At 73.1% G+C, this 26,063-nt stretch carries 9 protein-coding genes and 1 pseudogene; 5 read left to right on the forward strand and 5 right to left on the reverse strand.

The window, feature by feature from the left end:
* Positions 1 to 66: 66 nt before the first annotated feature.
* The 3 genes from AB0F15_RS07280 to AB0F15_RS07290 are packed head-to-tail and all read right to left on the reverse strand — an operon-like array spanning position 67 to position 2,971.
* Positions 67 to 870: an ABC transporter ATP-binding protein gene (locus AB0F15_RS07280; RefSeq protein WP_360266564.1), complete on the reverse strand. Its 804-nt coding sequence runs from the start codon at positions 868 to 870 to the stop codon at positions 67 to 69.
* Between the two features lie 5 nt (positions 871 to 875).
* Entirely contained in the window at positions 876 to 1,934 is a 1,059-nt protein-coding gene (locus AB0F15_RS07285; RefSeq protein WP_360266567.1) for an iron chelate uptake ABC transporter family permease subunit, read from the reverse strand.
* On the reverse strand, positions 1,934 to 2,971 hold the full coding sequence (locus AB0F15_RS07290) for an iron chelate uptake ABC transporter family permease subunit (protein WP_360266569.1): 1,038 nt from the start codon (positions 2,969 to 2,971) through the stop codon (positions 1,934 to 1,936). Before AB0F15_RS07290 ends, AB0F15_RS07285 begins: the two co-directional genes overlap by 1 nt.
* Before the next feature lie 135 nt (positions 2,972 to 3,106).
* Here AB0F15_RS07290 and AB0F15_RS07295 point away from each other — a divergent pair, with 135 nt between their 5' ends.
* The 5 genes from AB0F15_RS07295 to AB0F15_RS07315 all read left to right on the forward strand — a co-directional run bounded on the left by AB0F15_RS07295 (position 3,107) and on the right by AB0F15_RS07315 (position 23,976).
* Positions 3,107 to 21,214 (forward strand): amino acid adenylation domain-containing protein, encoded by an 18,108-nt coding sequence (locus AB0F15_RS07295; protein WP_360266572.1) that lies wholly within the window; start codon positions 3,107 to 3,109, stop codon positions 21,212 to 21,214.
* Between the two features lie 2 nt (positions 21,215 to 21,216).
* Positions 21,217 to 21,633 (forward strand): aspartate 1-decarboxylase, encoded by a 417-nt coding sequence (gene panD / locus AB0F15_RS07300; RefSeq protein WP_360266575.1) that lies wholly within the window; start codon positions 21,217 to 21,219, stop codon positions 21,631 to 21,633.
* Positions 21,634 to 21,737: 104 nt separating this feature from the next.
* Positions 21,738 to 22,763, forward strand: coding sequence for an ABC transporter substrate-binding protein (locus tag AB0F15_RS07305; protein ID WP_360266578.1), 1,026 nt, complete (start codon positions 21,738 to 21,740; stop codon positions 22,761 to 22,763).
* 11 nt (positions 22,764 to 22,774) lie between these two features.
* Entirely contained in the window at positions 22,775 to 22,984 is a 210-nt protein-coding gene (locus AB0F15_RS07310; RefSeq protein ID WP_360266581.1) for an MbtH family protein, read from the forward strand.
* A gap of 191 nt (positions 22,985 to 23,175) precedes the next feature.
* Positions 23,176 to 23,976 carry an RICIN domain-containing protein gene (locus AB0F15_RS07315; RefSeq protein WP_360267124.1) on the forward strand — a complete coding sequence of 267 codons (801 nt, stop codon included), beginning with the start codon at positions 23,176 to 23,178 and terminating at the stop codon, positions 23,974 to 23,976.
* 43 nt (positions 23,977 to 24,019) lie between these two features.
* Here the strand turns inward: AB0F15_RS07315 and AB0F15_RS07320 are convergent, their stop codons facing one another.
* The gene (locus tag AB0F15_RS07320) at positions 24,020 to 25,771 is read right to left on the reverse strand and encodes an ABC transporter ATP-binding protein (protein ID WP_360266584.1); all 1,752 of its coding nucleotides are present in this window, start codon (positions 25,769 to 25,771) and stop codon (positions 24,020 to 24,022) included.
* Positions 25,768 to 26,063 (reverse strand): annotated as a pseudogene (locus AB0F15_RS07325) (hypothetical protein); the annotation flags it as partial. The gene AB0F15_RS07320 and the pseudogene AB0F15_RS07325, both read right to left, overlap by 4 nt.

Here is a 26,063-nt window from a genome sequence, read left to right on the forward strand (position 1 = left end):
TTCTGGTGGGGGATCCGGCCGGACGGGTCCTCGAGACGGTGAGGAAGGCCGGGGCCCAGAATAGCGCTACTTCGCCGGCGCCGGGTGGTGCCGGCTGATCGGGATCACCATCGGCGTTCCGCTGACCGGGTCGGGGGTCACCTGGCAGCGGACGTCGAAGACCTCCTCGACGAGCTCTTCGGTGATCACCGACGCCGGCTCGCCGGAAGCCACCACGCGCCCCGCCTTCATCGCGATCACGTGATCGGCGTAGCGGCAGGCCTGCGGGAGGTCGTGCAGCACCATCACCACCGTGCGGCCCTCGGCGCGGTTGAGGTCGACGACCAGGTCGAGCACGTCGATCTGGTGCGCCAGGTCGAGGTAGGTCGTCGGCTCGTCGAGCAGCAGCACCGGGGTGCCCTGCGCGACCGCCATCGCGATCCACGCGCGCTGGCGCTGGCCGCCGGAGAGCTCGTCCACCGGGCGGTCGGCCAGCTCGGTCGTCCCGGTGGCGGCCAGCGCGTCGCGGACGGCGCTTTCGTCCGATGTGGACCATTGGCGCCACCAGCTCTGGTGGGGGGCGCGGCCGCGGCCGACGAGGTCGGCCACCGTCATGCCCTCGGGCGCCACCGGGGACTGCGGCAGGATGCCGAGCCGCTGGGCGACCTGGCGGGTCGGCAGGTCGTGGATCGAGCGGCCGTCGAGGTACACCCCGCCGGCCTTCGGCGTGAGCAGCCGGGCCAGCGTGCGCAGCAGCGTCGACTTCCCGCAGGCGTTGGCCCCGACGATCACGGTGATCTTCCCCGGCGGGATTTCGAGGTCGAGGCCGTCGATGACGACCCGGTCGTCGTAGGCGACGCGCAGGTCCTGCACGCGCAGGGACGGTGTCATCTCGTTCAGCCTCCGGAACCGGATCGGTTGGCCCTGGCCAGCAGCCAGAGCAGCAGCGGGGCGCCGAGTGCGCCGGTCACGATGCCGACCGGCAGCGGGGACGCGGTGAGGGTGCGGGCCAGGATGTCGCTGCCCAGCACCACGACGGCGCCGGTGAGCGCGGACGCGGCGAGCGGCGGGGACGCCTGGCGCACGAGTCGCTGCGCGACCTGCGGCGCGGTCAACGCCACGAACGAGATCGGGCCCGCGGACGCCGTCGCGAAGGCGACCAGCCCGGCGCCGGCCAGCAGCAGGCCGAGCCGGACCGGCTGGACCGGGGTGCCGAGCCCGGCGGCCACGTCGTCGCCGAGCTGGAGGGTGCGCATCCACCGCGACAGGGCCAGCACGAGCGGCAGCAGCACCGCCAGCGCGCCGGCCAGCGGGACGACGTGCTCCCAGCCGCGGTTGGCGAGGGTGCCGACGAGCCAGCCGATCGACGCCTGGGCCTCGGTGATCTGCGCGCGGCTGAGCAGGTAGTCCGTCAGGCTGGTGCACATCGCGAAGATCCCGATGCCCACCAGGATGATCCGGTAGCCGGTGGTGCCGCGGCGCCACGCGAGCGCGTACACGAGCAGGCCGGTCAGCAGCCCGCCCAGGAGGCCGAGCGTGGTGGTGCCGAGCCCGCCGCCGAAGCCGAACGAGATCCCGGCGACGACGGCGGTGGCCGCGCCCGCGTTGATGCCGATCATGTCCGGACTGGCCAGGGGGTTGCGCGTGATGGTCTGGAACACCGCGCCGGACGCGCCGAACGCGAGCCCGGCCAGCAGCCCGGTCAGCGCCCGGGGCAGCCGGAGTTCCTGCACGATGTAGCCGGTTCCGCTGTCCCCGCCGCCGAACACGGCGGACAGGACGTCGGACACGCTCAGCGGGACGTCGCCGATCGTCATGCCCGCGCAGAACAAGGCGAACGCCAGCACGGCGAGGACGAGCGAGACGGCGGCCGGCCGGAGCCGGAGCTGCCCGGACACCACGGGTTTCGCGAGGCGGAAGGTGACGCGGCCGCGCCGTACCTGCAGCAGGCTCATCAGGACTCCACGAGCTTGCGCCGGCGGACCAGGTAGATGAAGAAGGGCGCGCCGAGGAAGGCGACGATCACGCCGGCGCGGACCTCGCCGGGCCGCGCCATCACCCGGCCGAGGATGTCCGCGGCCAGCAGCAGGCACGGTGCGAGGACCGCGGTGTAGGGCAGCAGCCACCGGTGGTCGGGCCCGACCACGAACCGCACGGCGTGCGGGACGATCAGGCCGAGGAACACGATGGGCCCGGCGACCGCGACGGAAGCGCCGGTCAGCAGCGTGATCGCGAGCGCGCCGCGCAGGCGCAGCGGCCCCAGCCGCCGTCCGAGCGCGACCGCGACGTCGTCGCCGAGCGCGAGGCTGTTCAGCGCGGGCCCGCTCGCGATCGCCAGCACGACGCCGACGAGCAGGAACGGCAGGACCCGCAGCAGCGAACCGCTGTCGACGCCGGCGAGGGAACCGGCCGACCAGAACCGGTAGCGGTTGAGCGCCACCGGGTCCGAGAGCACCATCGCACTGGTGAACGAGCTGAGCAGCGCCGTGACGGCGGTGCCGGCCAGTGCGAGCTTGACCGGGCTCGACCCGCTGCGGCCGCGGGTGCCCAGGAAGTAGACGACCGCGGTCGCGGCGAGCGCGCCGGCGAAGGCGAACCAGATGGAGCCGTAGAGGGAGCCGGCGCCGAGCACGGTGATCGAGAAGACGATGGCGAACGCGGCTCCGGCGCTGACGCCGAGCAGTCCCGGGTCGGCCAGGGGATTGCGGGTCAGCGCCTGCATGAGGGTGCCGGCCAGGCCCAGTGCGGCACCCACCAGCACCGCCAGCAGCGTCCGCGGCAGCCGGACACTGTGGATGATCACGGCGTCGGCCGAGCCGTCGTCGTGCCAGAGCACCTGCCAGACGGCGCTGAAGGAAATCTCCTTCGAGCCCAGCCAGACACTCAGCAGGCACAGGAAAACCAGGACGCCGAGAGCGGCGAGCAGCCCGAGCGCGCGGCCCGGGTGTGGCGGGCGTCGCTTGAGAGCGATCCCTCCGGGGTCTGTTCGCACCGCACCTCCGACTGGTACTGATTTAGGTAAGGCTAACCGATGGTACAGGAGTGCATCCTCACCATCTGTTTGTTAGGGTCACCTAACTTCGCGTCCCGGTCGGGGCGCCGTGAGCAGCGGGAGGCTGGTCTACCGGTGAGCAACGGTGACACTGTGCAGCAGGGGTCGAGGCTCGGGTTTTGGCGTGAACGCCTCGCCTCGGCGCCGAAGGAGCTGCTGCTGCCGGTCGACCGGCCGTACCCGATCGAGCCCGGCGCGCGGGCGAAGCTGGTCCGGCCCCTGCCCGCGGTGGACGAGCTGACGCTCCTCGCGGCCTTCGCTGTGCTGCTGTCCCGGTATGCGGGCACCGTCGACGTCGTGCTCGGCATCGGCGCCTTGGTGCCGCTGCGGGTGGATCTCGGTGGCGCGCCCGGCTTCGCCGACGTCGTCGCCCGGGTGCGCGAAGCGCGCGACGAGGCCCTCGCGCACGAAGTCCCGTTCGATGACCTGGTCGCGGAGGTGGAACCCGAGCCCGGTCGCGGGGGATCGGTGCTCGTCAACGTCGGCTTCGGCGCCGGAACCGACGTTCCGCTCGACCTGAACCTGACCGCGGACGGCGTGCACTACCGCGCCGACGTCCTCGACGAGTCCACTGTGGACCGCATGGTGGACCACCTCGAGGTTCTCCTCGCCGACGCGCTGGAGCGTCCACAGTGGCCGGTGACCCGGCTGGACCTCATGGCCGCGCCGGAACTGCGCCGCATGCTCGAGGAGTGGAACGACACCGACCTCGCGGTGCCGCTTTCGACGCTGCCCGAGCTGTTCGCCGCCCGCGTCCGGAAGACGCCCGGCGCCGTGGCCCTCGTCTTCGAGGACGAGGAGCTGACCTACGCCGAACTCGACGCCCGTGCGAACCGGCTCGCCCACGTCCTCGTCGGGCGGGGCGCCGGACCCGAGCGGGTGGTCGCGCTCGCCGTGCCCCGCTCGCCCGGGATGGTCGTCGCCGAACTGGCGGTGCTCAAGGCCGGTGCCGCGTACCTGCCGCTGGACCAGGACTACCCGGCCGACCGCATCGCGTTCATGGTCGCCGACGCCCGCCCGGTGTGCGTGGTGACCACCCGCGACCTCGCCGGCCGCTTCGACGGCGACGTCCTGCTCCTCGACGAACTGAGCCTGGACGACGTCCCGGCCACGGACCCGGCCGCCACGATCGTCCCGGCGAACGCCGCCTACGTCATCTACACCTCCGGTTCCACCGGGCGGCCCAAGGGCGTCGTGGTTTCGCACGCGGGCGTCGCGAAGCTGGTCGCGACGCAGTCCGAGCGGTTCGGCGTGGGTCCGCACAGCCGGGTGCTGCAGTTCGCGTCGCCGAGTTTCGACGTCGCCTTCTGGGACCTGTGCCTCGGCCTGCTTTCCGGCGGCCGCCTGGTGATCGTCCCGGCCGAACGCCGGGTGCCCGGGCCGGAACTGGCCGGGTACGCGCACCGGCACGGCGTCGACTTCATGATCCTCCCGCCCGCGCTGCTCGCGGAGTTCCCGGACGACTGCGACCTGCCGCGGGACAGCGTGTTGCTCGCCGGGACCGAGCGGGTGTCGCCGGAGCTGGTGCGCCGCTGGGCGCCGGGGCGGCGGATGTTCAACGCCTACGGCCCCACCGAGGCCACGACCAACTCGACGCTCGGGCTCTGCGACCCGGACATCGCCCCCGGCTCCGCCGTGCCGATCGGCGGGCCGGACCCCGGCACCCGGGCCTACGTCCTCGACGCCCACCTCGCGCCGGTTCCGCCCGGGGTCGCCGGAGAGCTGTACCTCGCCGGAAGCGGCCTGGCGCGCGGCTACTTGGGGCGGCCGGGGTTGACGGCGGAGCGGTTCGTGGCGGATCCGTTCGGTGCGGGTGGGCGGCTCTACCGGACTGGTGACCTGGTGAAGTGGTTGCCGGATGGGCGGTTGGTGTTCCTGGGCCGGGCCGATGATCAGGTGAAGATCCGCGGGTACCGGATCGAGCTGGGGGAGATCGAGTCCGTCCTCGCCGAACACCCGCGCGTCGGGCAGTCGGTGGTCGTGGCCCAGGACGGGCAGCTGATCGCCTACGCCGTGCCGGTGCCCGACCGCGACCGGGTGGCCGAGCAGAGCCACGTCGCCGAATGGCACGACGTCCACGAGGAGATGCTCGCCGGTTCCCGCGGCATCGAGGAGAACTTCGCGGGCTGGAACTCCAGCTACGACGGCTCCGAGATCCCCCTGGAGGAGATGCGGGAGTGGCACGCGGCGACGATCGACCGCCTGCGTTCCCTGAGGAGACTGTCGCTTTCACGTGAAAGCGGCGGTCTTGGGCGGGTGCTGGAGATTGGGGTCGGCAGTGGCTTGATCCTGTCGCGGATCGCCCCGGACGCCGAGGAGTACTGGGGCGTCGACCTTTCCGAGAGCGCGATCGAGAACGTCCGCCGCGAGGTCGCGGCGACGCCGTTCGCGGCCAAGGTCCACCTCGCGGCCCGGCCCGCGCACGACCTCGGTGAGCTGCCGGACTTCGACACGGTGATCATCAACTCGGTCGCGCAGTACTTCCCGAGCGCCGACTACCTCGCCGAGGTCGTCCGTACCGTCGCGGGCCTGCTGAACCCCGGCGGGACGATCTTCCTCGGCGACATCCGCAACCTCCGTTCGCTGCGCGCCTTCCGGACCGCCGTCGAGCTGCGCCGCGGCTGGACCGACGTCGCCGCGGTGGACCGGGCGCTCGCCCGGGAGGGCGAGCTGGTGCTCGATCCGGACTTCTTCCCGGCGCTGGCCCGGGAACTCGACGGCTTCGACGACGTCGACCTGTGGGTCAAGCGCGGGCGGGTGCACAACGAGCTGACCCGGCACCGCTACGACGTCGTCCTGCGCAAGGCGCCCCGGCCGGAAGCGGCCGAGGAGCAGGTCGTGGCGTTCGGCGATCTCGGTGCGGTGGAACGGTTCCTGGCCGGCGAGAAGCCGGAACGGCTGCGGGTCACCGGCATCCCGGACGCCCGGCTGGCCGGCGAGCTGGCCGCGGTCCGGGCCCTGGACACCGGGGGCGCCGCGGCGGCGCTCGCCGCACTGGACCGCCGCGACGGAGTGGACCCGGAAGCCCTGTATCGCCTCGGTGAGCACGCCGGCTACCGGGTGGCGGTCACGCTGGCCGCCGACGGCGGCGAGCTGGAAGCCGTCTTCACGAGGGGCGGAGACGGTCCCGCCTACCGCCCGGTGCGGCGGACCGGAACGCCGGGTTCGTACGCCGGCAACCCGGCCGCCCGGCGCGAAACCGGCGCGCTCGTGGCGTCGCTGCGTGCGCACGTGCGGGACCGGCTGCCGCAGTACATGGTGCCCGCGGCGTTCGTCGTCCTGGACAAGCTGCCCGTGCTCGCTTCGGGCAAGCTCGACCGCAAGGCGCTGCCGAGCCCGGAGCGGTTCACCGCCGGCCGGGGCCGTGCGCCGCGCACCCCCGTCGAGCAGCTGCTGTGCGAGCTGTTCGCCGACGTCCTCGGCGTACCGCAGGCGGGACCCGACGACGACTTCTTCGCACTCGGCGGCCATTCGCTGCTGGCGAACCGGCTGATCCAGCGGATCCGCGCGGCCGCCGGTGCCGAGGTGCCGGTGCGCGCGGTGTTCGACGCGCCGACGCCGGCCGCGCTCGCGGACCTGCTGTCCGCGGCGGTCGCCGGCCCCGGGCGGCGTCCGCTCGCCCGCGTCCCCGAGCGGCCCGGGCGGCTGCCGCTGTCGCCCGCACAGCAGCGGCTGTGGTTCCTGCACGGCCTGGAAGGCGGCTCGGCGACCTACAACGTCCCGCTCGTCATGCGGCTCACCGGCGAGCTGGACGTCGCCGCCCTGCGCCGGGCGCTGAACGACGTCCTGGACCGGCATGAGGCGCTGCGGACGGTCTTCCCGGTCGTCGACGGCCTCCCGTACCAGGAGGTGCTCCCCGCGGCGACGGTGGAGCTCACCGTCCGGGAAGCGGCCGACGTGGACTCCGAAGTGGACGCTCTCGTGCGCGGCGTGTTCGACCTCGGCGCCGGGGTGCCGGTGCGCGCCGGCCTGCTCACCGTCGGCTCGCGGCGGCACGTGCTCGTCCTGGTCGTGCACCACATCGCCGCCGACGGGTGGTCGCTGTCCCCCCTGTGGCGGGACATCGCCACGGCCTACCGCGCACGCCTGCGCGGCGATGCTCCACAGTGGACGCCGTTGCCGGTGCAGTACGCGGACTACACGCTCTGGCAACGCGATCTGCTGGCCGCCGAAGAGGCGGCCCAGCTCGCGTACTGGCGGGAAGCCCTCGACGGCCTGCCGGAGCGGATCCCGCTCCCGCTCGACCGGCCCCACCCGCCGGTATCCGCCTACCGCGGCGAATTCTTCACCTTCACCTGGGAAGCCGGGCTCCAGGCAGGCCTCGCCGACCTCGCCCGCGCCTGCGGGGCCAGCCCGTTCATGGTCGTGCACGCGGGGCTGACGGCGCTGCTGGCCCGCCTGGGCGGGGGCACCGACATCCCGATCGGCACCCCGATCGCCGGCCGCACCGACCCGGCGCTGGACGACCTCGTCGGCTTCTTCGTCAACACGCTCGTCCTGCGGGTCGGCACCGGCGGCGACCCGTCGTTCCGCGACCTCGTGGCTCGCGTGCGCGAGCGCAGCCTCGACGCCTACGCCCACCAGGACGTCCCGTTCGAACGCCTCGTCGAGGCGCTGAACCCGGCCCGGTCGCCGGCGCACCACCCGCTGTTCCAGACCATGCTGGCCTGGCAGAACACCCCCGGCACCGGCGTCGAACTGCCCGGGCTGACCGTGACCGGACAGCCCGTGGGCACCGGCACGGCCAAGTTCGACCTCTGGTTCTCCTTCACCGAGCGCGCGGACGGCCTGCACGGCCAGGCCGAGTTCAACGCCGAGGTGTTCGACCGGACCACCGTGACCAGCCTCCTCGACCGGCTGGAAGCCCTGCTCCGCCAGGTCGTCCAGGCGCCGGACCGGCGGCTGGCCGCCCTGGACGTGCTGACCCCGGCCGAGCGCGCCGGACTCGAACCGACCTGGTCGGGTGCCGTCGAGGACGTCCCCGCGGTCACCGTGCCCGACCTGTTCGCCGCCCAGGTCGCCCGGACCCCCGACCATCCGGCGCTGGTCTTCGAGGACGACGAACTCACCTACGCCGAGCTGGACGCCGTCTCCGGCCGCCTGGCCCACGTGCTCGCCGCGCGGGGTGCCGGGCCCGAGCGCGTGGTCGCCTTGGCGCTGCCGCGCTCGACGCACCTGGTCGTCGCCATCCTCGCCGTGCTCAAGACGGGTGCGGCCTACCTGCCGCTCGATCCCGGCTACCCGCCCGGCCGCATCGCCTTCATGCTCGAAGACGCGGACCCGGCGCTGGTGCTGGCCGTCGCGGACACCGCCGTCCCGGGCGCCGTGCTCCTGGACGACCCGGCCACCCTGGCCGGGGTTCCGGACGCACCCCTGGACGTCGTGCTCCGGCCGGAGAACCCCGCCTACGTCATCTACACGTCCGGTTCGACGGGCCGTCCCAAGGGTGTCGTCGTCCCGCACGCGGGGATCGTCAACCGGCTGCTGTGGATGCAGGACGCGTACGGCCTCACCGCGGAAGACCGGGTGCTGCAGAAGACGCCGGCCGGCTTCGACGTCTCGGTGTGGGAATTCCTCTGGCCGCTGCTGACCGGCGCCACGGAGGTGCTTGCGCGGCCGGACGGCCACAAGGACCCCGCCTACCTCGTCCGGCTGATCCGCGACCACGCGATCACGACCGTCCACTTCGTCCCGTCGATGCTCCAGGTCTTCCTCCAGGAGCCGGCGGCGGGGGACTGCACGAGTCTGCGCCGGGTGCTGTGCAGCGGCGAAGCTCTGCCGCCGGACGCGGTCGCGCAGTTCGGCCGGGTGCTGGACGCCGAGCTGCACAACCTCTACGGCCCGACCGAAGCCTCGGTGGACGTCACCTCGTGGCGAACGTCCACTGAGGACACTTCCGTCCCGATCGGACGTCCGGTGTGGAACACCCGCACCTACGTCCTCGACGCCGCCCTGCGTCCGGTGCCGCCGGGCACCCCGGGTGAGCTGTACCTGGCCGGCGTGCAGCTCGCCCGCGGCTACCTCGGCCGGGCCGCGCTCACCGCCGAGCGGTTCGTCGCCGACCCGGCCGGCGCGCCCGGCGCCCGGATGTACCGCACCGGTGACCTCGCCCGGTTCCGCCCCGACGGTGTCCTGGAATTCCTCGGCCGCGGCGACGAGCAGGTCAAGATCCGCGGCTTCCGCGTCGAGCCCGGCGAGATCGCCGCGACGCTGTCCGCGCACGACGACGTCGCCCACGCCGTCGTCGTCGCCCGTGAAGACCGGCCCGGCGACGTCCGCCTGGTCGGGTACGTCGTCCCCGCCGCCGGCGCCGGTTCCGCCGCGGAGGAGACCGAGCAGGTCGGCGAGTGGCGGGAACTGTACGACTCGATGTACTCGGGCGCCGAAGACGAGTTCGCGGGCTGGAACTCCAGCTACACCGGCGAGCCGATCCCGCGCGAAGAGATGCGCGAGTGGCGCGACGCCATCGCCACGCGGATCCGCGAGCTGGCGCCGCGGCGGGTGCTCGAGATCGGCGTCGGCAGCGGCTTGCTGCTGAGGCAGCTGGCCCCGCACTGCGAAACCTACTGGGGCACGGACTTCTCCGCAGAACTCATCGCTTCGCTGGGCGGGCGGGTCGCGGCCGATCCCGCGCTCGCCGGGCGCGTCGAACTGCGCACCGGCGACGCCGCCGACCTGACCGGCCTGCCGCCGGGGTTCTTCGACACCATCGTGCTCAACTCCGTCGTCCAGTACTTCCCGAGCGGGACGTACCTCCTCGACGTCGTGCGAAAGGCGCTGGCTCTCCTCGCGCCGGACGGGTCACTGTTCGTCGGCGACGTCCGGGACCTGCGACAGGTCCGGGCGTTCCACGCGGGCGTGGTGCGGGCGCGCGGCGGCGACGTCGAAGAGCGGCTGCTGCGGGAGAAGGAGCTGCTCGTCGCGCCGGAGTTCTTCGCGGGCCTTGACGGGGTGACCGCCGACATCCGCGTCAAGCGCGGCCGGGCGGTCAACGAACTCACCCGGTACCGCTACGACGTCGTTCTGCGCTCCGGCACCGCCGAGCCGCTCCCGGTCGAGACGCTGAGGTGGGGCACCGACGTGTCCACTGTGGACGAGGTGGTCGCCCGGCCGCGCGACGGCCTGCGCATCGAGGGCGTCCCGAACGGGCGGCTCACCGAAGGCGTGCACCCCGACGACTGGTACGCACTGGGGGCGGTCGTCACCTGGTCCGCGACCGGCGACGGCTCGGTCGACGTCCTGTTCACCACCGGCGACCCGGCCGGCGCTTTCCGGCCGGGCCCGGACCCGATCCTGACCTACACCGGCAACCCCCGGCGGTCGCGCCTGAGCGCCGCCCTGCCGGCCGAGCTGCGGACCCTCGCCGCCGAGAGGCTGCCGGAGCACATGGTGCCGTCGGCGATCGTCGTCCTCGACGCGCTGCCGGTGACGGCCAACGGCAAGCTCGACCGCCGCGCGCTGCCGACGCCGGACGCGCGGGCGCCGGTCTCGGACCGCGAACCGCGCACGCCGGTCGAACGGCAGCTGTGCGAGTTGTTCGCCGACGTCCTCGGCCTTCCGCGGGTCGGTCCGGACGACAGCTTCTTCGCCCTCGGTGGCCATTCGCTGCTGGCCACCCGGCTGATCGCCCGCGTCCGCACCGCCCTGCACGCCGAGCTCGAAGTGCGGTCGGTCTTCGAGACGCCGACCCCGGCGGGCCTGGCCGGAGTGCTCGCCACCGCCCGCGGGACCGCGCGGCCGCCGCTGGTGCCCGCGCGCCGTCCGGACCTCGTCCCGCTGTCCGGCGCCCAGCAGCGGCTGTGGTTCCTGCACCACCTCGAAGGCCCGTCGGCCACCTACAACGTGCCGCTGGTCATGCGGCTGGAAGGTGACCTCGACGTCGAAGCGCTGCGCGGGGCGTTGTCCGACGTGGTCGCCCGGCACGAGGCCTTGCGCACCCGGTTCCCGCAGCGGGACGGCGTCCCCTGCCAGGACGTCCTCCCGGCCGGAGAGGTCGCCTTGCCCGTGCGGGCCGTAGACGACCTCGACGACGCCTTGACCGGTCTCGTCCGCGGTGCGTTCGACCTCGAACGGCACGTGCCGATGCGCGCGGAGCTGCTGCGGCTGGGAGCCCGGGAGCACGTCTTCGCCCTGGTGTTCCACCACATCGCCTCCGACGGCTGGTCGATGGCCCCGTTGTGGCGAGACATCGCCACGGCCTACGCCGCCCGGTGCCGTGGCGACCGTCCGCAGTGGACGCCGCTGCCGGTGCAGTACGCGGACTACACGCTGTGGCAACGGGAACTGCTCGGCCCCGAGGACGACCCGGACAGCGTGCTGAGCGCGCAGCTGGCCTACTGGCGCGACGCCCTCGACGGCCTGCCGGACCGGATCGAGCTGCCCCTGGACCGGCCGCACCCGGCGACCGCGACGTTCCGCGGCGAGCTGCACACCTTCACCTGGGACGCCGGCCTCCACGCGCGGCTGGCCGAGTTGGCCCGCGAGAGCGGCGCCAGCGTGTTCATGGTCGTGCACGCGGCGCTGGCCGCCCTGCTCACGCGCCTGGGCGCGGGCACCGACATCCCGATCGGCTCGCCGATCGCGGGCCGCACCGACCCGGCGCTGGACGACCTCGCCGGCTTCTTCGTCAACACCCTCGTGCTGCGCGTCGACACCGGCGGCGCACCGTCGTTCCGTGAACTGCTCGGCCGCGTCCGGGAACGGAACCTCGACGCGTACGCGCACCAGGACGTGCCGTTCGAGCGGCTCGTCGAGGTGCTCAACCCGGCGCGGTCGCTGTCCTACCACCCGCTGTTCCAGGTCATGCTCGCCGGGCAGAACAACGCCCGCGCCGAGGTGACCCTGCCCGGCCTGGCCGTCACCGAGCTCCCGGTGACCACCGGGACGTCGAAGTTCGACCTGTCGATCTCGCTGACCGAGCGCGACGCCGGGATCGACGGCGTGCTGGAGTTCAACGCCGACGTCTTCGACCACGCGAGCGCGAACGCGATCCTGCGCCGCCTCGAAGTGCTGCTGCGGGCGGCCCTGGCCGCACCCGACCGCCCGGTGGACGCGCTCGACCTCCTGGCGGGCGACGAACGCGACCGGGTGCTGACCGAGTGGGCCGGGTCTCTCGACCCCGCGGGCACCGAGACGTTCCCCGGCCTGTTCGCCCGCCGCGTGGCCGAGGCCCCGGACGCGGTGGCGCTCGTCTTCGAAGACGTCGAGCTCACCTACGCCGAGGTGAACGCGCGCGCCAACCGGCTCGCGCACCTGCTGCTCGACCGCGGCGCCGGGCCGGAGCGAGTCGTCGCACTGGCGGTGCCGCGCTCGCTCGAGATGATCGTCGCGGAGCTGGCCGTCCTCAAGGCCGGTGCCGCCTACCTGCCGATCGACGTCGACTACCCGGGCGACCGGATCGCCTACATGGTCGAGGACGCGGCCCCGGTCTGCGTGGTGACGACCCGGGACGTCGAGGCGAAGCTGCCCGCGGCCCTGCCGCGTGTCCTCCTGGACGATGCGGTGCTCGCCCGGATGTCCACCGAGGACCCGCAGGTCCCGATCACGCCGGAGAACGCGGCGTACGTGCTGTACACGTCCGGTTCGTCCGGTCGGCCGAAGGGCGTCGTCCTCCAGCACTCGGGCGTCGCGAAGCTGGTCGCCACCCAGGTCGACCGCTTCGGCGTGGGTCCGCACAGCCGGGTGCTGCAGTTCGCGTCGCCGAGTTTCGACGTCGCCTTCTGGGACCTGTGCCTCGGCCTGCTCTCCGGCGGCCGGCTGGTCGTGGTGCCCGCCGAGCGGCGGGTCGCGGGGCCGGCGCTCAGCGAGTACGCGCACCGGCACGGCGTCGACTTCATGATCCTGCCGCCCGCCCTGCTCGACGCCCTGCCGGAGGACTGCGATCTTCCCCGCGACAGCGTGCTGCTCGCCGGGACCGAGCGGGTGTCGCCGGAGCTGGTCCGCCGCTGGGCGCCGGGACGGCGGATGTTCAACGCCTACGGCCCGACCGAGGCGACCACCAACTCCACGCTCGGGGAGAGCGACCCGGCCGAGCTGGCGGACGCGACGGTCGTCCCGATCGGCGTCCCCGACCCCGGAACGCGCGCGTACGTGCTCGACGCCGGACTGCGGCCGGTTCCGCCCGGTGTGGTGGGCGAGCTGTACCTCGCCGGATCGGGACTGGCGCGCGGCTACTTGGGGCGGCCGGGGTTGACGGCGGAGCGGTTCGTGGCGGATCCGTTCGGTGCGGGTGGGCGGCTCTACCGGACTGGTGACCTGGTGAAGTGGTTGCCGGATGGGCGGTTGGTGTTCCTGGGCCGGGCCGATGATCAGGTGAAGATCCGCGGGTACCGGATCGAGCTGGGGGAGATCGAGTCCGTCCTCGCCGGACACCCGGCGGTCGGCCAGTCCGTCGTGGTCGCCCGGGACGGGCGGCTGATCGCCTACGCCGTGCCTGCGGCCGGCCGGGACGAAGAAGCGGAACGAGAGCACGTCGGCGAGTGGCGCGAGCTGCACGAGAACGTCTTCACCGAGGCGGCGTCCGGCGGGCTGGAGGAGAACTTCACCGGCTGGAACTCCAGCTACGACGGCTCCGAGATCCCCCTGGAGGAGATGCGGGAGTGGCACGCGGCGACGATCGACCGCCTGCGTTCCCTGAGGAGACTGTCGCTTTCACGTGAAAGCGGCGGTCTTGGGCGGGTGCTGGAGATTGGGGTCGGCAGTGGCTTGATCCTGTCGCGGATCGCCCCGGACGCCGAGGAGTACTGGGGCGTCGACCTGTCCGAAAAAGCCATCGCGAACCTGCGGCGTGAACTGGCCGCGACGCCCTACGCGGGCAAGGTCCACCTGGCCGCCCGGCCCGCCCACGACCTGGGTGAGCTGCCGGACTTCGACACGGTGATCATCAACTCTGTTGCCCAGTACTTCCCGAGCGTCGGCTACCTCGCCGAAGTCCTCCGCACGGCCGCGGCCCACGTCCGGCCGGGCGGCGTGCTCTTCCTCGGCGACATCCGGAACCTCCGTTCGCTGCGGGCGTTCCGGACGGCGACCGAGCTGCGGCACGGCCGTCGGGACGTCGCCGCGGTGGACCAGGCGATCGCGCGGGAAGGCGAGCTGGTCCTGGACCCGGACTTCTTCGCGGCCCTGGCTCTCGACGGCTTCGACGACGTCGACCTGTGGGTCAAGCGCGGCCACGCCCACAACGAGCTGACCCGGCACCGCTACGACGTCGTGCTGCGGAAGGCCCCGAAGCCCGCCGCGGCCGCCGAACAGATCGTGACCTTCGAGTCCGTCGGCGAAGTGGACCGGCTCCTGGCCGCGCACCCGGCCCGGCTGCGCGTGACCGGCGTGCCGAACGCCAGGCTGTCCGGGGAACTCGCCGCCGTCACCGCGCTGGCCGCGGACAACGCCGGGACGGCACTGTCCTCTTTGGCGCAACGGTCCGGAGTGGACCCCGAGACGCTGCACGATCTCGGCGAGCGTCACGGTTACCGCGTGTACGCGACCCTCACCGCGGACGAGGGCGAGCTGGAGGTCGTGTTCACCACCGGTGAGCCGCAGCGGATCTACCGCGGCCGTCCGGTCCGGGTCCCGCTCGACGCGCTGGGCAACCACCCGGCCGGGCAGCGGGACACGGGTGCGCTGGTCACGGCGCTGCGGGCGCACGTCCGCGACCGGCTGCCGCAGTACATGGTGCCCTCGGCGTTCGTGGTCCTGGACCGCCTTCCGCTGCTGGCTTCGGGCAAGCTGGACCGCCGTGCCCTCCCGAGCCCGGACAAGCAGGCGGCCACCGCCGGCCGGGCGCCGCGGACGCCGGTCGAAGAAGTGCTGTGCGGGCTCTTCGCCGAGGTCCTCGACGCGGCGTCGATCGGTGTCGACGACGACTTCTTCGCCCTCGGCGGCCATTCGCTGATGGCGACGCGGCTGGTCGCGCGGCTGCGCGCGGTCTTCGGTGTCGAACTGCAGGTGCGGTCGGTGTTCGAGACGCCGACGGTGGCCGGGCTGGCCGCGCTGCTGTCCATATCGGACTCGTCGCAAGCCCGTCCGGGGCTGGTGCGCACCGACCCACGGCCGGAGGTGCTGCCGCTGTCGTTCGCCCAGCAGCGGCTGTGGTTCCTGCACCGGTTCGAAGGCCCGTCGGCCACCTACAACATGCCGACGGCGGTCCGGCTGGCCGGCGACCTCGACGTCGAGGCGCTGCGCACCGCGCTGTCCGACGTGGTCGAGCGCCACGAAGCCCTGCGCACGGTCTTCCCCGAGATCGACGGCGAGGCCCGGCAGCTCGTCCTCGGCGACGTCACGATCCCGCTGCCGGTCCGCACGGTCACCGAGGCCACGCTCGCCGACGCGGTGTCCGAAGCGGCGGGCACGGTGTTCGAGCTGGAGTCGGAGCTCCCGCTGCGGGCGCAGCTGCTCCGCCTCGGCGCCCGCGAACACGTGCTGGTGCTGGTGTTCCACCACATCGCTTCGGACGGCTGGTCGATCGCGCCGCTGTGGCGGGACCTGGCGACGGCCTACACCGCCCGCCGGGCCGGGGAAGCTCCACTGTGGACGCCGTTGCCGGTGCAGTACGCCGACTACACGCTGTGGCAGCGGGACGTCCTCGGCGAGGCGGTGATCGCACCGCAGCTGGCCTACTGGCGGGAAGCCCTGGCGGACCTGCCGGAGCGGATCGAGCTGCCCACCGACCGGCCACACCCGGCCGAAGCGTCCTACCGCGGCGAGCAGTTCGCCTTCGGCTGGGACGCGCAGCTCCACAGTGGACTCGTCGAGCTGGCCCGCGCGTGCGGCGCCAGTGTGTTCATGGTCGTGCACGCCGGCCTCACCGCGGTGCTCACCCGGCTCGGCGCGGGCACCGACATCCCGCTCGGCACGTCCATCGCCGGGCGCACCGACCAGGCCCTCGACGACCTCGTCGGGTTCTTCGTCAACACGCTGGTGCTGCGCGTCGACACCGGTGGCGACCCGTCGTTCCGCGAGCTGGTCGCCCGGGTGCGGGACCGCAGCCTCGACGCGTACGCGCACCAGGACGTGCCGTTCGAACGGCTGGTGGAGACGCTGAACCCGGCCCGGTCGCCGGCGTACCACCCGCTCTTCCAGACGATGCTCGCCTGGCAGAACAACGCCGTCGCCGACGTCGCGCTGCCCGGCATCGGCGTCGCGGAGGAGCCGGTCCGCACCGGGACCGCGCGGGCCGACCTGACGTTCTTCGTCGGCGAGCGGCCCGGCCACCGGACCGGGATCCGCGGTACCGCGGAGTACAACAGCGACGTCTTCGACCGCGCGAGCGTCGAAACGATACTGGACCGGCTCCGGACGCTGCTGCGGGCGGCCGTGGCCGACCCGGACACCCGGATCGGCGCCGTCGACCTGCTCACCGAGGCCGAGCACGACCTGCTCGCCGCCGCCCCCGCGACCCCGCTTCCCGCGGAGACCGCCGCCGAGCTGTTCGCGGCGCAGGTCGCCCGGACTCCGGACGCGACCGCGCTGGTCTTCGGGACGCAGCGGTGCACGTTCGCCGAGCTGGACACGCGGGCCACGGCGCTGGCCCGGGCCCTGCTCGCGCGGGGCGCCGGCCCGGAACGGGTGGTGGCGGTCGCCTTGCCGCGGTCGGCCGAACTGGTCGTCGCGCTCTTGGCGGTGCTGAAGACCGGCGCCGCCTACCTGCCCCTGGACCTGAACCACCCGGCCGAGCGCATCGAGCTGATGCTGACCGACGCCGCCCCGCACCTGGTCATCGCCGAAGCCGGGTTCGACGACCGGCTCGTCCGGCCGGGGGACACCGGACCCGAACCGGCCTGGCCGTCGATCCGCCCGGACCACCCGGCGTACGTGATCTTCACGTCGGGCTCCACCGGACGCCCGAAGGCGGTCGCCGGAACCCAGCGGGCGCTGGCCAACCGGCTGCACTGGGGCCGGGACGTCGCGCAGGGCGTGCGCGTGGCCAAGAGCGCGCTGACGTTCATCGACGGCTCGACCGAGCTGCTCGGTGGCCTGGTGGCGGGCGACCCGGTGGTCCTCGCCGACGACGCGACGGCCACCGACCCGATGGCGCTCGCAGCGTTGGTGCGCGAGTTCGGCGCGCAGGTGCTCACCGTGGTGCCGAGCCTTCTCGACAGCTTCGCCGAGGACGCCCCGGCCGGCGCGTTCGCTTCGGTGACCACGTGGATCACCAGCGGCGAACCGCTCTCGGCCGCCCTCGCCGGGAAGGTCGCCCGGCGCTGGCCGTCGGCGAAGCTGGTCAACCTCTACGGCTGTTCGGAAGTCGCGGGCGACAGCCTGGCCCAGGTCTGCGGGCCGGTGGCCATCGGGCGGCCGATCGCGAACACCCGGGCGTACGTCCTCGATACCGCGTTGCGGCCGGTGCCGCCGGGCGTCCGCGGGGAGCTGTACCTGGCCGGCGCCGGGCTCGCGCGGGGCTACGCCGGCCGGCCGGCGCTCACCGCCGAACGGTTCGTCACCTCGCCGTTCGAGCCGGGGGAGCGGATGTACCGGACCGGTGACCTCGTCCGCCGCCGGGCCGACGGGGTGCTGGAGTTCCTCGGCCGGGCGGACCAGCAGCTCAAGATCCGCGGGTTCCGCGTCGAGCCGGGCGAGGTCGAAGCCGCGCTGACGGCCGAGGCGCCGGTGGCGCGTGCGGCCGTGATCGCCCGGGAGAACCGGCTGATCGCCTACGTCGCGCCGTCGGGTGACCCGGCCGTGCTGCGGGCGTCGCTCGCGGCGCGGCTGCCGGAGTACCTGGTGCCGTCGGCGATCGTCGTCCTGCCCCGGCTCCCGCTGAACGCCAACGGCAAACTCGACCGCGCCGCCCTGCCCGACCCGCAGATCCGGACCTCGGGCCGGGGCGCGCGGACCCCGGCCGAGCAGGCGCTGTGCGAGCTGTTCGCCGACGTCCTCGGCGTCCCGGTGGCCGGTCCGGACGACGGGTTCTTCGCCCTGGGCGGGCATTCCCTGCTGGCGACGCGGCTGGTCAGCCGGATCCGCGCGCTGCTCGGCGTCGAGGTGCCGCTCCGGGCGGTGTTCGACGCGCCGACCCCGGCCCGGCTCGCGGAACTGCTCGACCCGGGGCGCCGCAGCCGTCCCGCACTGGTTCCGGTGGAGCGACCCGAGGTCCTGCCGCTGTCGTTCGCGCAGCAGCGGCTGTGGTTCCTGGACCGCCTGGACGGGCCGAACGCGACCTACAACATCCCGTGGGCGTGGGAGCTGACCGGACCGGTCGACGTCGGCGCGCTGCGGGCCGCACTGGGAGACCTCGTGGCGCGCCACGAGGTCCTCCGGACGCTGCTGGTCGAAGAGCAGGGCGCGCCGCGGCAGGTCGTGCTCGACCGGGCCGAGCCGGTGCTGGTCACCGAGACCGTCTCGGCGGCGGACCTCGACGAGCGGGTCACCGCGGCGGCGTCGTCCTGCTTCGCCCTCGACGCCGAGCTCCCGATCCGGGCCACGCTGGTGTCGGCCGGGCCCGGACGGCACGTGTTCGTGCTGCTGGTGCACCACATCGCGGGTGACGGCTGGTCGCTGCCGCCGCTGAAGCGGGACCTCGACACCGCCTACACCGCCCGGCTGCGCGGCGAGAGTCCACAGTGGACGCCGTTGCCGGTGCAGTACGCGGACTACACGCTGTGGCAGCGGGAGATGTTCGGCCGCGCCGACGACCCGGACAGCCTCCTCGGCCGGCAGGCGGCGTTCTGGCGGGACACCCTCGCGGGGCTCCCCGACGAACTGGCGCTCCCGGCCGACCGGCCCCGCCCGGCGCGGTCGACGAACCGCGGTGCGGCCGTGCCGTTCACCGTGCCCGCGGACGTCCACCGCGGCCTGCGCGAGCTCGCCCGGCGCAGCGGCACCAGCACGTTCATGGTCCTTCAGGCGACACTGGCCACCCTGCTGACCCGGCTCGGCGCGGGCACCGACATTCCCTTGGGGACGCCGGTGGCCGGCCGCTCGGATCACGCCCTGGAAGACCTCGCCGGGTTCTTCGTCAACACCCTGGTGTTGCGCACCGACACCGGCGGCGACCCGACGTTCCGGGAGCTCCTGGGCCGCGTCCGCGAGGCCGACCTGGCCGCGTACGCCCATCAGGACCTGCCGTTCGAGCACCTCGTCGAACTGCTCAACCCGCCGCGGTCGCTGGCCCGGCACCCGCTGTTCCAGGTCATGCTCGCCGTCTACCACTCGGACGCGGAGCCGGAACGCCTGCTCGGGCTCGACGCGGCCTACCGCGACACCGGGCTGCGGCAGGCGAAGTTCGACCTGTCGTTCGACCTGGTCGAGACGCCCGACGGCATCGACGGCGACCTCGAGTTCAGCCTCGACCTGTTCGACGAGCCGACGGCCCGGACCCTCACCGAGCGCCTGGTCCGGCTGATGGCGGCGGTCGTCGCGGAGCCGGACCGGCCGCTGAGCCGGATCGACGTCCTCGACGCGGGCGAGCGGCACCGGATCGTGCGCGAGTGGGGGTCCGGAGCGCCGCTGACGTTCGCGGCGCCGACCGTGGTCGACCGGCTGGCCGCCCAGGTGGCCGCGACCCCGGACGCGACCGCCGTGAGCGACGCTCGGTCGAGCGTCACCTTCGCGGAGTTCGCCGCGCGGACCGACCGCCTCGCCCGCTGGCTCGCGGCGCAGGGCGCGGGTCCGGAGCGGGTCGTCGCGCTGGTGCTGCCGCGGTCCGCGGCGGTCGTCGAGGCGATCTTCGGCGTGTTCAAGACAGGCGCGGCGTACCTGCCGGTGGACCCGGACCAACCGGTGGACCGGATCGGCGCCATCCTCGCCGACGCCGGTGCCGCTTTGGTGCTCACCAGCCGTTCACTCGCTTCCCCCGTCCCCGGCGCGCTGTTCGTCGAGGACCTGCCCGAGGACACAGTGGACAGTTCCGTGGTCCTCACGCCGCCGTCGCCCGCGAACGCCGCGTACGTGCTCTACACGTCCGGTTCCACCGGCAAGCCCAAGGGTGTCGTCGTCCCGCACTCCGGGCTGGTGAACCTGTTCCACAGCCACCGCGAGACGCTCTACCGGCCGGCGGTCGCCGCGGCGGGCGGGCGGCGGCTGCGGATCGGGCACGCGTGGGCGTTCTTCTTCGACGCGTCCTGGCAGCCGCAGCTGTGGCTGCTCGACGGGCACGAGGTGCAGGTCGTCGACGACGACACCCGCCGCGACCCGGACCGGCTGGCGGCGGTGGTGCGCGAACGCGGGCTCGACTTCCTCGAGCTGACGCCGTCGCACTTCGCGCAGCTGGCCGCGGCCGGCGTGGTCTCCGGCGGCCGGTGCGCCCTCGGCGTGGTCGGCGTCGGCGGTGAAGCCGTTCCGCAGACGCTGTGGGAGACGCTGGCGTCGATGCCGGGAACGGCGGCGTACAACCTCTACGGCCCCACCGAGGCAACTGTGGACGCTCTGGTCGGCCGCTTCGGCGACGCCGACCGGCCGGTGGTCGGCCGTCCGGTGCACAACACCCGCGCGTACGTCCTCGACGGCGGCCTCTCGCCGGTCTCGGCCGGGGTGCCGGGCGAGCTGTACCTGGCGGGTGCCGGCCTGGCCCGCGGCTACCACGAGCGGCCGTCGCTCACCGCGGAGCGGTTCGTCGCCGACCCGTTCGGGCCGCCGGGGGAGCGGATGTACCGCACCGGCGACCTCGTGCGGTGGCGGCCGGACGGGCAGCTGGAGTACCTCGGCCGCACCGACGACCAGGTCAAGATCCGCGGCTTCCGGATCGAACCGGGCGAGATCGAGACGGCGCTGGCCCGGCACGACGACGTCGCGCAGGCCCTGGTGGTCGTCCGCGAAGACCGGGACAAGCGGTTGGTCGCGTACACGACCCCGGCGACCGGGGACCCCGGGCGGCTGCGGGAGTTCCTGGCGCGGTCGCTGCCGGAGTACATGGTGCCCGCGGCGATCGTTCCGCTGGACGCCTTCCCCGTGACACCCAACGGGAAGCTCGACAAGGCGGCGCTGCCGGTCCCCGAGGTTGCGGCTCACGGCCGGGCGCCGGAGACACCGCTCGAAAAGGCCCTCTGCGAGATCTTCGCGGAGGTTCTGGACGTCGCCGTCGTCGGCGCCGACGACGACCTGTTCACCCTCGGCGGCCATTCGATGCTGCTGGTGGTCCTGCGCAACCGGATCACCGAACGGCTCGGGACCGAGCTGCCCATCGCCGAGTTCTTCCGCGCCCCCACCGCGGCCGGCCTCGCCGCGCTGTTGACCCGAGACACGGAGTGAACGTGCACCGCACCTTGATGAACGCCAAGATCCACCGCGCCACCGTCACCCAGGCCGACCTGCACTACGTCGGCTCGCTGACGATCGACGCGGACCTGATGGCCGCCGCGGACATCGTCGAAGGCGAACGGGTCCAGGTCGTCGACATCACCAACGGCGCCCGGCTGGAGACCTACGCCATCACCGGCGAGCCGGGGTCCGGCGTGATCGGCGTCAACGGCGCGGCCGCGCACCTCGTGCACCCCGGCGACCTCGTCATCATCATCACCTACGCCCAGGTCCACGAGTCCGGGCGCGCCGCGCACCGGCCGCGGGTGGTGCACGTGGACGGCGACAACCGGCAGGTCCACCTGGGACACGACCCGGCCGAGCCGGTGCCCGGCGCGGAAGCGCAGCTGTCCGGCCGGAGTGGGCGCTGACACAGCCCGGTCCCGGAGGTTGCTTTTGGCAGGCGTCCCTAACTAAGGTGTGCCTATCCTAAATCCGGGCCTGGTCCGGGCCCGAAAGCTGTCGAAAGGTGCTCATGTCCGTGTTCCAAGGCGCTGCCGGGCTCAGCCGGCGGGGATTCCTGATCGGGGCGGGTGGCGTCGCCGCCGCCGCGGCCCTCACCGCCTGCGGCAGCGGCGGGAAGCCGGCGGGCGCGGCCGCCTCCGGCCCGTGGGAGTTCACCGACGACCGCGGCCAGAAGGTGTCGCGCGACCAGCGTCCGGCTCGCGTGGTGGCCTACGCGAGCTCGGCCGCGGCGCTCTGGGACTACGGCGTCCGCCCGGCCGGCGTGTTCGGCCCGCAGAAGACGGCCGACGGTGGCAAGGAGATCCAGGCCGGCAACATCGACCTGAACGCCGTCACTTCGATCGGCAACGCCTGGGACGACTTCAGCATGGAGAAGTTCGCCGCGCTCAAGCCGGACCTGGTCGTCACCGGCCTGACCGGCACCAAGCCGACGGACATGTGGGTGCTGACCGACGACCTCGGCCCGAAGGTGCAGCAGATCGCCCCGATCGTGGCACTGTCGGAGTACAAGGTCACGCTCCCGAAGGTGATCGAGCGGTACGCGCAGCTGGCCGTCGCGCTCGGCGGCGACGCGAACTCCGACACGATGAAGAAGGCCAAGGCGGACTTCGACAAGGCGTCCGAGGACCTGCGTGCGGCGGCCAAGGAGAAGGCCGGGCTCAAGGTCTTGGTGCTGTACGGCGACAAGGACGGCCTGTACATCGCGAAGCCGGACTTCTTCGCCGACCTCGCCTACTACCGCGAGCTCGGCCTGGACATCGTCTCCGGCGGCGGTACCGAGGACTACTGGGAGCAGCTGTCCTGGGAGCAGGCGGGCAAGTACCCGGCGGACCTGATCCTGACCGACTCGCGCTCGTACGCGCTGCCGCGGGCCCAGATGACGCAGTTCCCGACCTGGAACCAGCTGCCCGCCGTGAAGGCGAACCAGCTCGGTGACTGGTCGGCCGAGCCGCGCTTCAACCACCTGCTCGCCACGCCGGTCATCGAGAAGCTGACCGCGCTGGTGAAGGGTGCCCGCACGGACATCACCGCCTGAGGAGACCTGCGATGACCAACCCGTTCGAAAACCCCGACGGTACTTACCTGGTGCTGGTGAACGCCGAGAACCAGCACAGCCTGTGGCCGGAGTCCATCGACGTCCCGGCCGGCTGGACGGTCACCTTCGGTCCCGCGTCCCGCCAGGCGTGCCTGGACCACGTGGAAGCGACCTGGACGGACATGCGCCCCAAGTCCCTCGCCGACGCCATGGACGCCTGACTTTCTTCCCGCACGGCACGCCGGGAGCCATTTGGCTTCCGGCGTGTCCTCCATTCGGCCCCGTCGCAATTTAATTCGGTGTCCCCCTTTCCCCTGAGATCGGTATCGTCCGCCGGGTGAAAATCGGATCGCGCATCTTCGCCGTCATCGCGGCCGCAGTGGCCATGGGAATGGGAGTCACGGCTCCCGCGATGGCGGAAACCAATCAGACGATCGAAATCAAGAATGTCGCCTTGGGCAAATGCCTTGCCGTCGGGGCGCCGACCAATCCCTGGGTGACCGTGGCGGACTGCACCGGTGCGGAAACCCAGCAGTGGGAGCGGATCCGCGTGGACGGCGACAAGGTGATGCTCCGCAACCTCGGCGACCGCACCTGTGTGGAGGGCCTCAACAACCTCGTCCGCTTCGACTGCGACGACGAGAACGAGGATCAGTACTGGATGCTCGCCGGCGAGAAGCTGACGAAAGCCAAGACGGGCCAGGTGGCCGACACCTACCTGTACGACAACTTCGGCGTGTTCCTGCAGGACGCCAACGGCTGGGACTACCAGCGGTGGCAGTTCAGGGCCACCGGTGACGCGCCGGCTCCGCCGCCGGACACCAGTGGCAGGATCGTCCAGATCAAGAGCGTCTCGGAGCACAAGTGCGCCGCGGCCGGTGGCACCGCTGTGCTGTTGTCCGCCTGCGCTGTTGCGGCGGAACAGAAGTTCCAGCGGGTCGAACTGGGCAACGGCGTGGTTCAGCTGCGCAACCTCGCGTCCGGCACTTGCCTGCGCACCGGGTCGTTCGGACTACCCCGCGTCGATCTGGTGAGTGCCTGCGCTTCGAACGACCTGGCGCAGCAGTGGCGGATCGAGCCGGACCTGGTCGGCACGGTCCGGGTGCGCAACGTCGCCGGCGGCAACTACCTCACGCCGCGCACCAACGACATCACGACCTACGAGCGCACTTCCCTGGCGAATTGGCAGAAGTGGAGCCTCGCCGTCGCCTGACCTGTTCGACCACGGTGCCGGCCGGGATCGGCCGGCACCGGCGTCAGGCGCGCTGGCCGGACCAAGCTGCCCACAGCTTCGCGTACTGACCGCCGGCGGCGACCAGGTCGTCGTGGGTTCCGGACTCCACCACCGCTCCCGCGTCGAGGACCACGATCCGGTCGGACGCCGCCGCCTGGGTCAGGCGGTGGGCGACCACCAGCGCCGTGCGGCCCTCCAGTGCCGCCGCGGCCGCCGACTCCAGCACCCGCGAACCCGCGCTGCCCGCCTCGGCCGTGGCCTCGTCGAGGATCGCGATCGGCGGGTCGGCCAGCACCAGCCGGACCAGGGCGAGCTGCTGCGCCTGCGTCACCGTCAGCTGGTGCCCGCCTTCGCCGACGACCGTCGCAAGGCCGTCCGGAAGGGAGGAAACCCAGGTCAACGCACCGACCTTGGCCAGCGCGGCCCGCAGTTCGGCGTCGGTCGCCGACGGGCGCGCGAGACGCAGATCTTCGGCCAGCGGGCCCGCGAAGACGTGGACCTCCTGGCTGATCAGCCCGACCGTCCGGCGCGTGGCCGCCGGTCCCAGCTCGTCCAGGGGCACGCCGCCGAGCGTGACCGAACCCGAGTCCGGGCGGTGGATCCCGGCGATCAGCTTGGCCAGCGTGGTCTTCCCCGCCCCGCTCGCGCCGACCAGCGCCACCCGCTCACCGGGCGCGACGCCCAGGTCGACGTCGCGCAGCACCGGATGACCGTCCACATAGGAGTAAGCGATCCCCGCGGTCTTCACCGACGCGTCGACCGGCTGCGACAGCCGCGCGGGCGACGCCTCCGCGGGCAGGTCGGCGACGCCGATCAGCCGGGCGAGGCTGGCCGCGGCCGCCTGCGCGTCGTCGACCAGCGCCAGCGCGGTCGTGATCGGCCCGAACAGGCTGTGGAAGTACAGGGCGGCCGCCGTTGCGACGCCGACCGTCACCGCGTCCGCGCCGACCAGCAGGAACCCCAGCGCCAGCACGGCCGACAGCCCGACGTATTCCGCCAGGTTCAGCCGCGCGTAGAACCGCGTCACCAGGCGGATTCCGCGCAACGCGAGGGAGACGGCCGCGTCGGATCGCTGCCGCACCCGCTCCAGGTGGGGGTCGGCCAGCCGGAACGCGCGGACCGTCTTCGCCCCGCCGATGGTGTCGAGCAGCTGCTGTTGTTGCGCCCCGACGGCCTCGCGCTGGGCGGCGTACAACGGCTTCGCGCGCGGCACGTACCAGCGCACGGTCCACAGCTGGATCGGCACGGCCAGCAGCGCGGCCAGCAGGAACCGCCAGTCCAGCACGGCCAGCGCGCCGAGCGTCAGCACGACCGTCAGCACCGACCGGCCCAGTTCGGGCAGCGCCTGCCGGACGCCCTCGGCGACGACGGAGACGTCGTTCGTCACGCGGGCGGTGAGGTCGCCGGACCCGGCGCGTTCGAGCTGTTCGAGCGGCAGGCCGAGGGCCCGTTCGACGAAGCGTTCGCGCAGCTCGGCGAGGATCGTCTCGCCCAGACGGGCCACCAGGGACACCCCGATCGCGGTCGCGACCGCCTGCGCCACCGCGACGAGCACCAGGCCCACCACCGGCGTGATCAGCTCGGCCGCCGGACGGTGGGTGGCGACCAGGTCGACGATCCGGCCGAGCAGCGGGGCGGTGAGCAGGCCGATCGCGGTGGCCGCGACGAGCGTCGCGAACGCGGCGGCCGCCCGGCCTTTCGCCCGGCCCGCCAGTTCGCCGACGACGGCGCGGATCCGGCGGCCGTCGGCCACGGGGAGGAGTTCGCGGGTCACGCCAGTACCGCCGCTCGGTAGTCGGGCCGGCCGGCCAGCTCGGCGTGGCTGCCTTCGCCCGCGATCCGCCCGTCGTCGAGCAGGACGACGCGGTCGGCGGCGGCCAGCAGGGCCGGGCTGGTGGTCACGAGGATCGTGGTGCGGCCGCGCCGCAGTCCGGCCAGTCCGGCGGCGATCCGGGCCTCGGTGACCGTGTCGACGGCGGTCGTCGGGTCGTGCAGCACCAGCCCGGCCCTGCTGGCCGCCGCCGACCGCGTCGTCCTGCTCGACGACGGGCGGATCGCGGGCGAAG

This window comes from Amycolatopsis sp. NPDC026612, from assembly GCF_040638285.1.
GTDB lineage: Bacteria > Actinomycetota > Actinomycetes > Mycobacteriales > Pseudonocardiaceae > Amycolatopsis.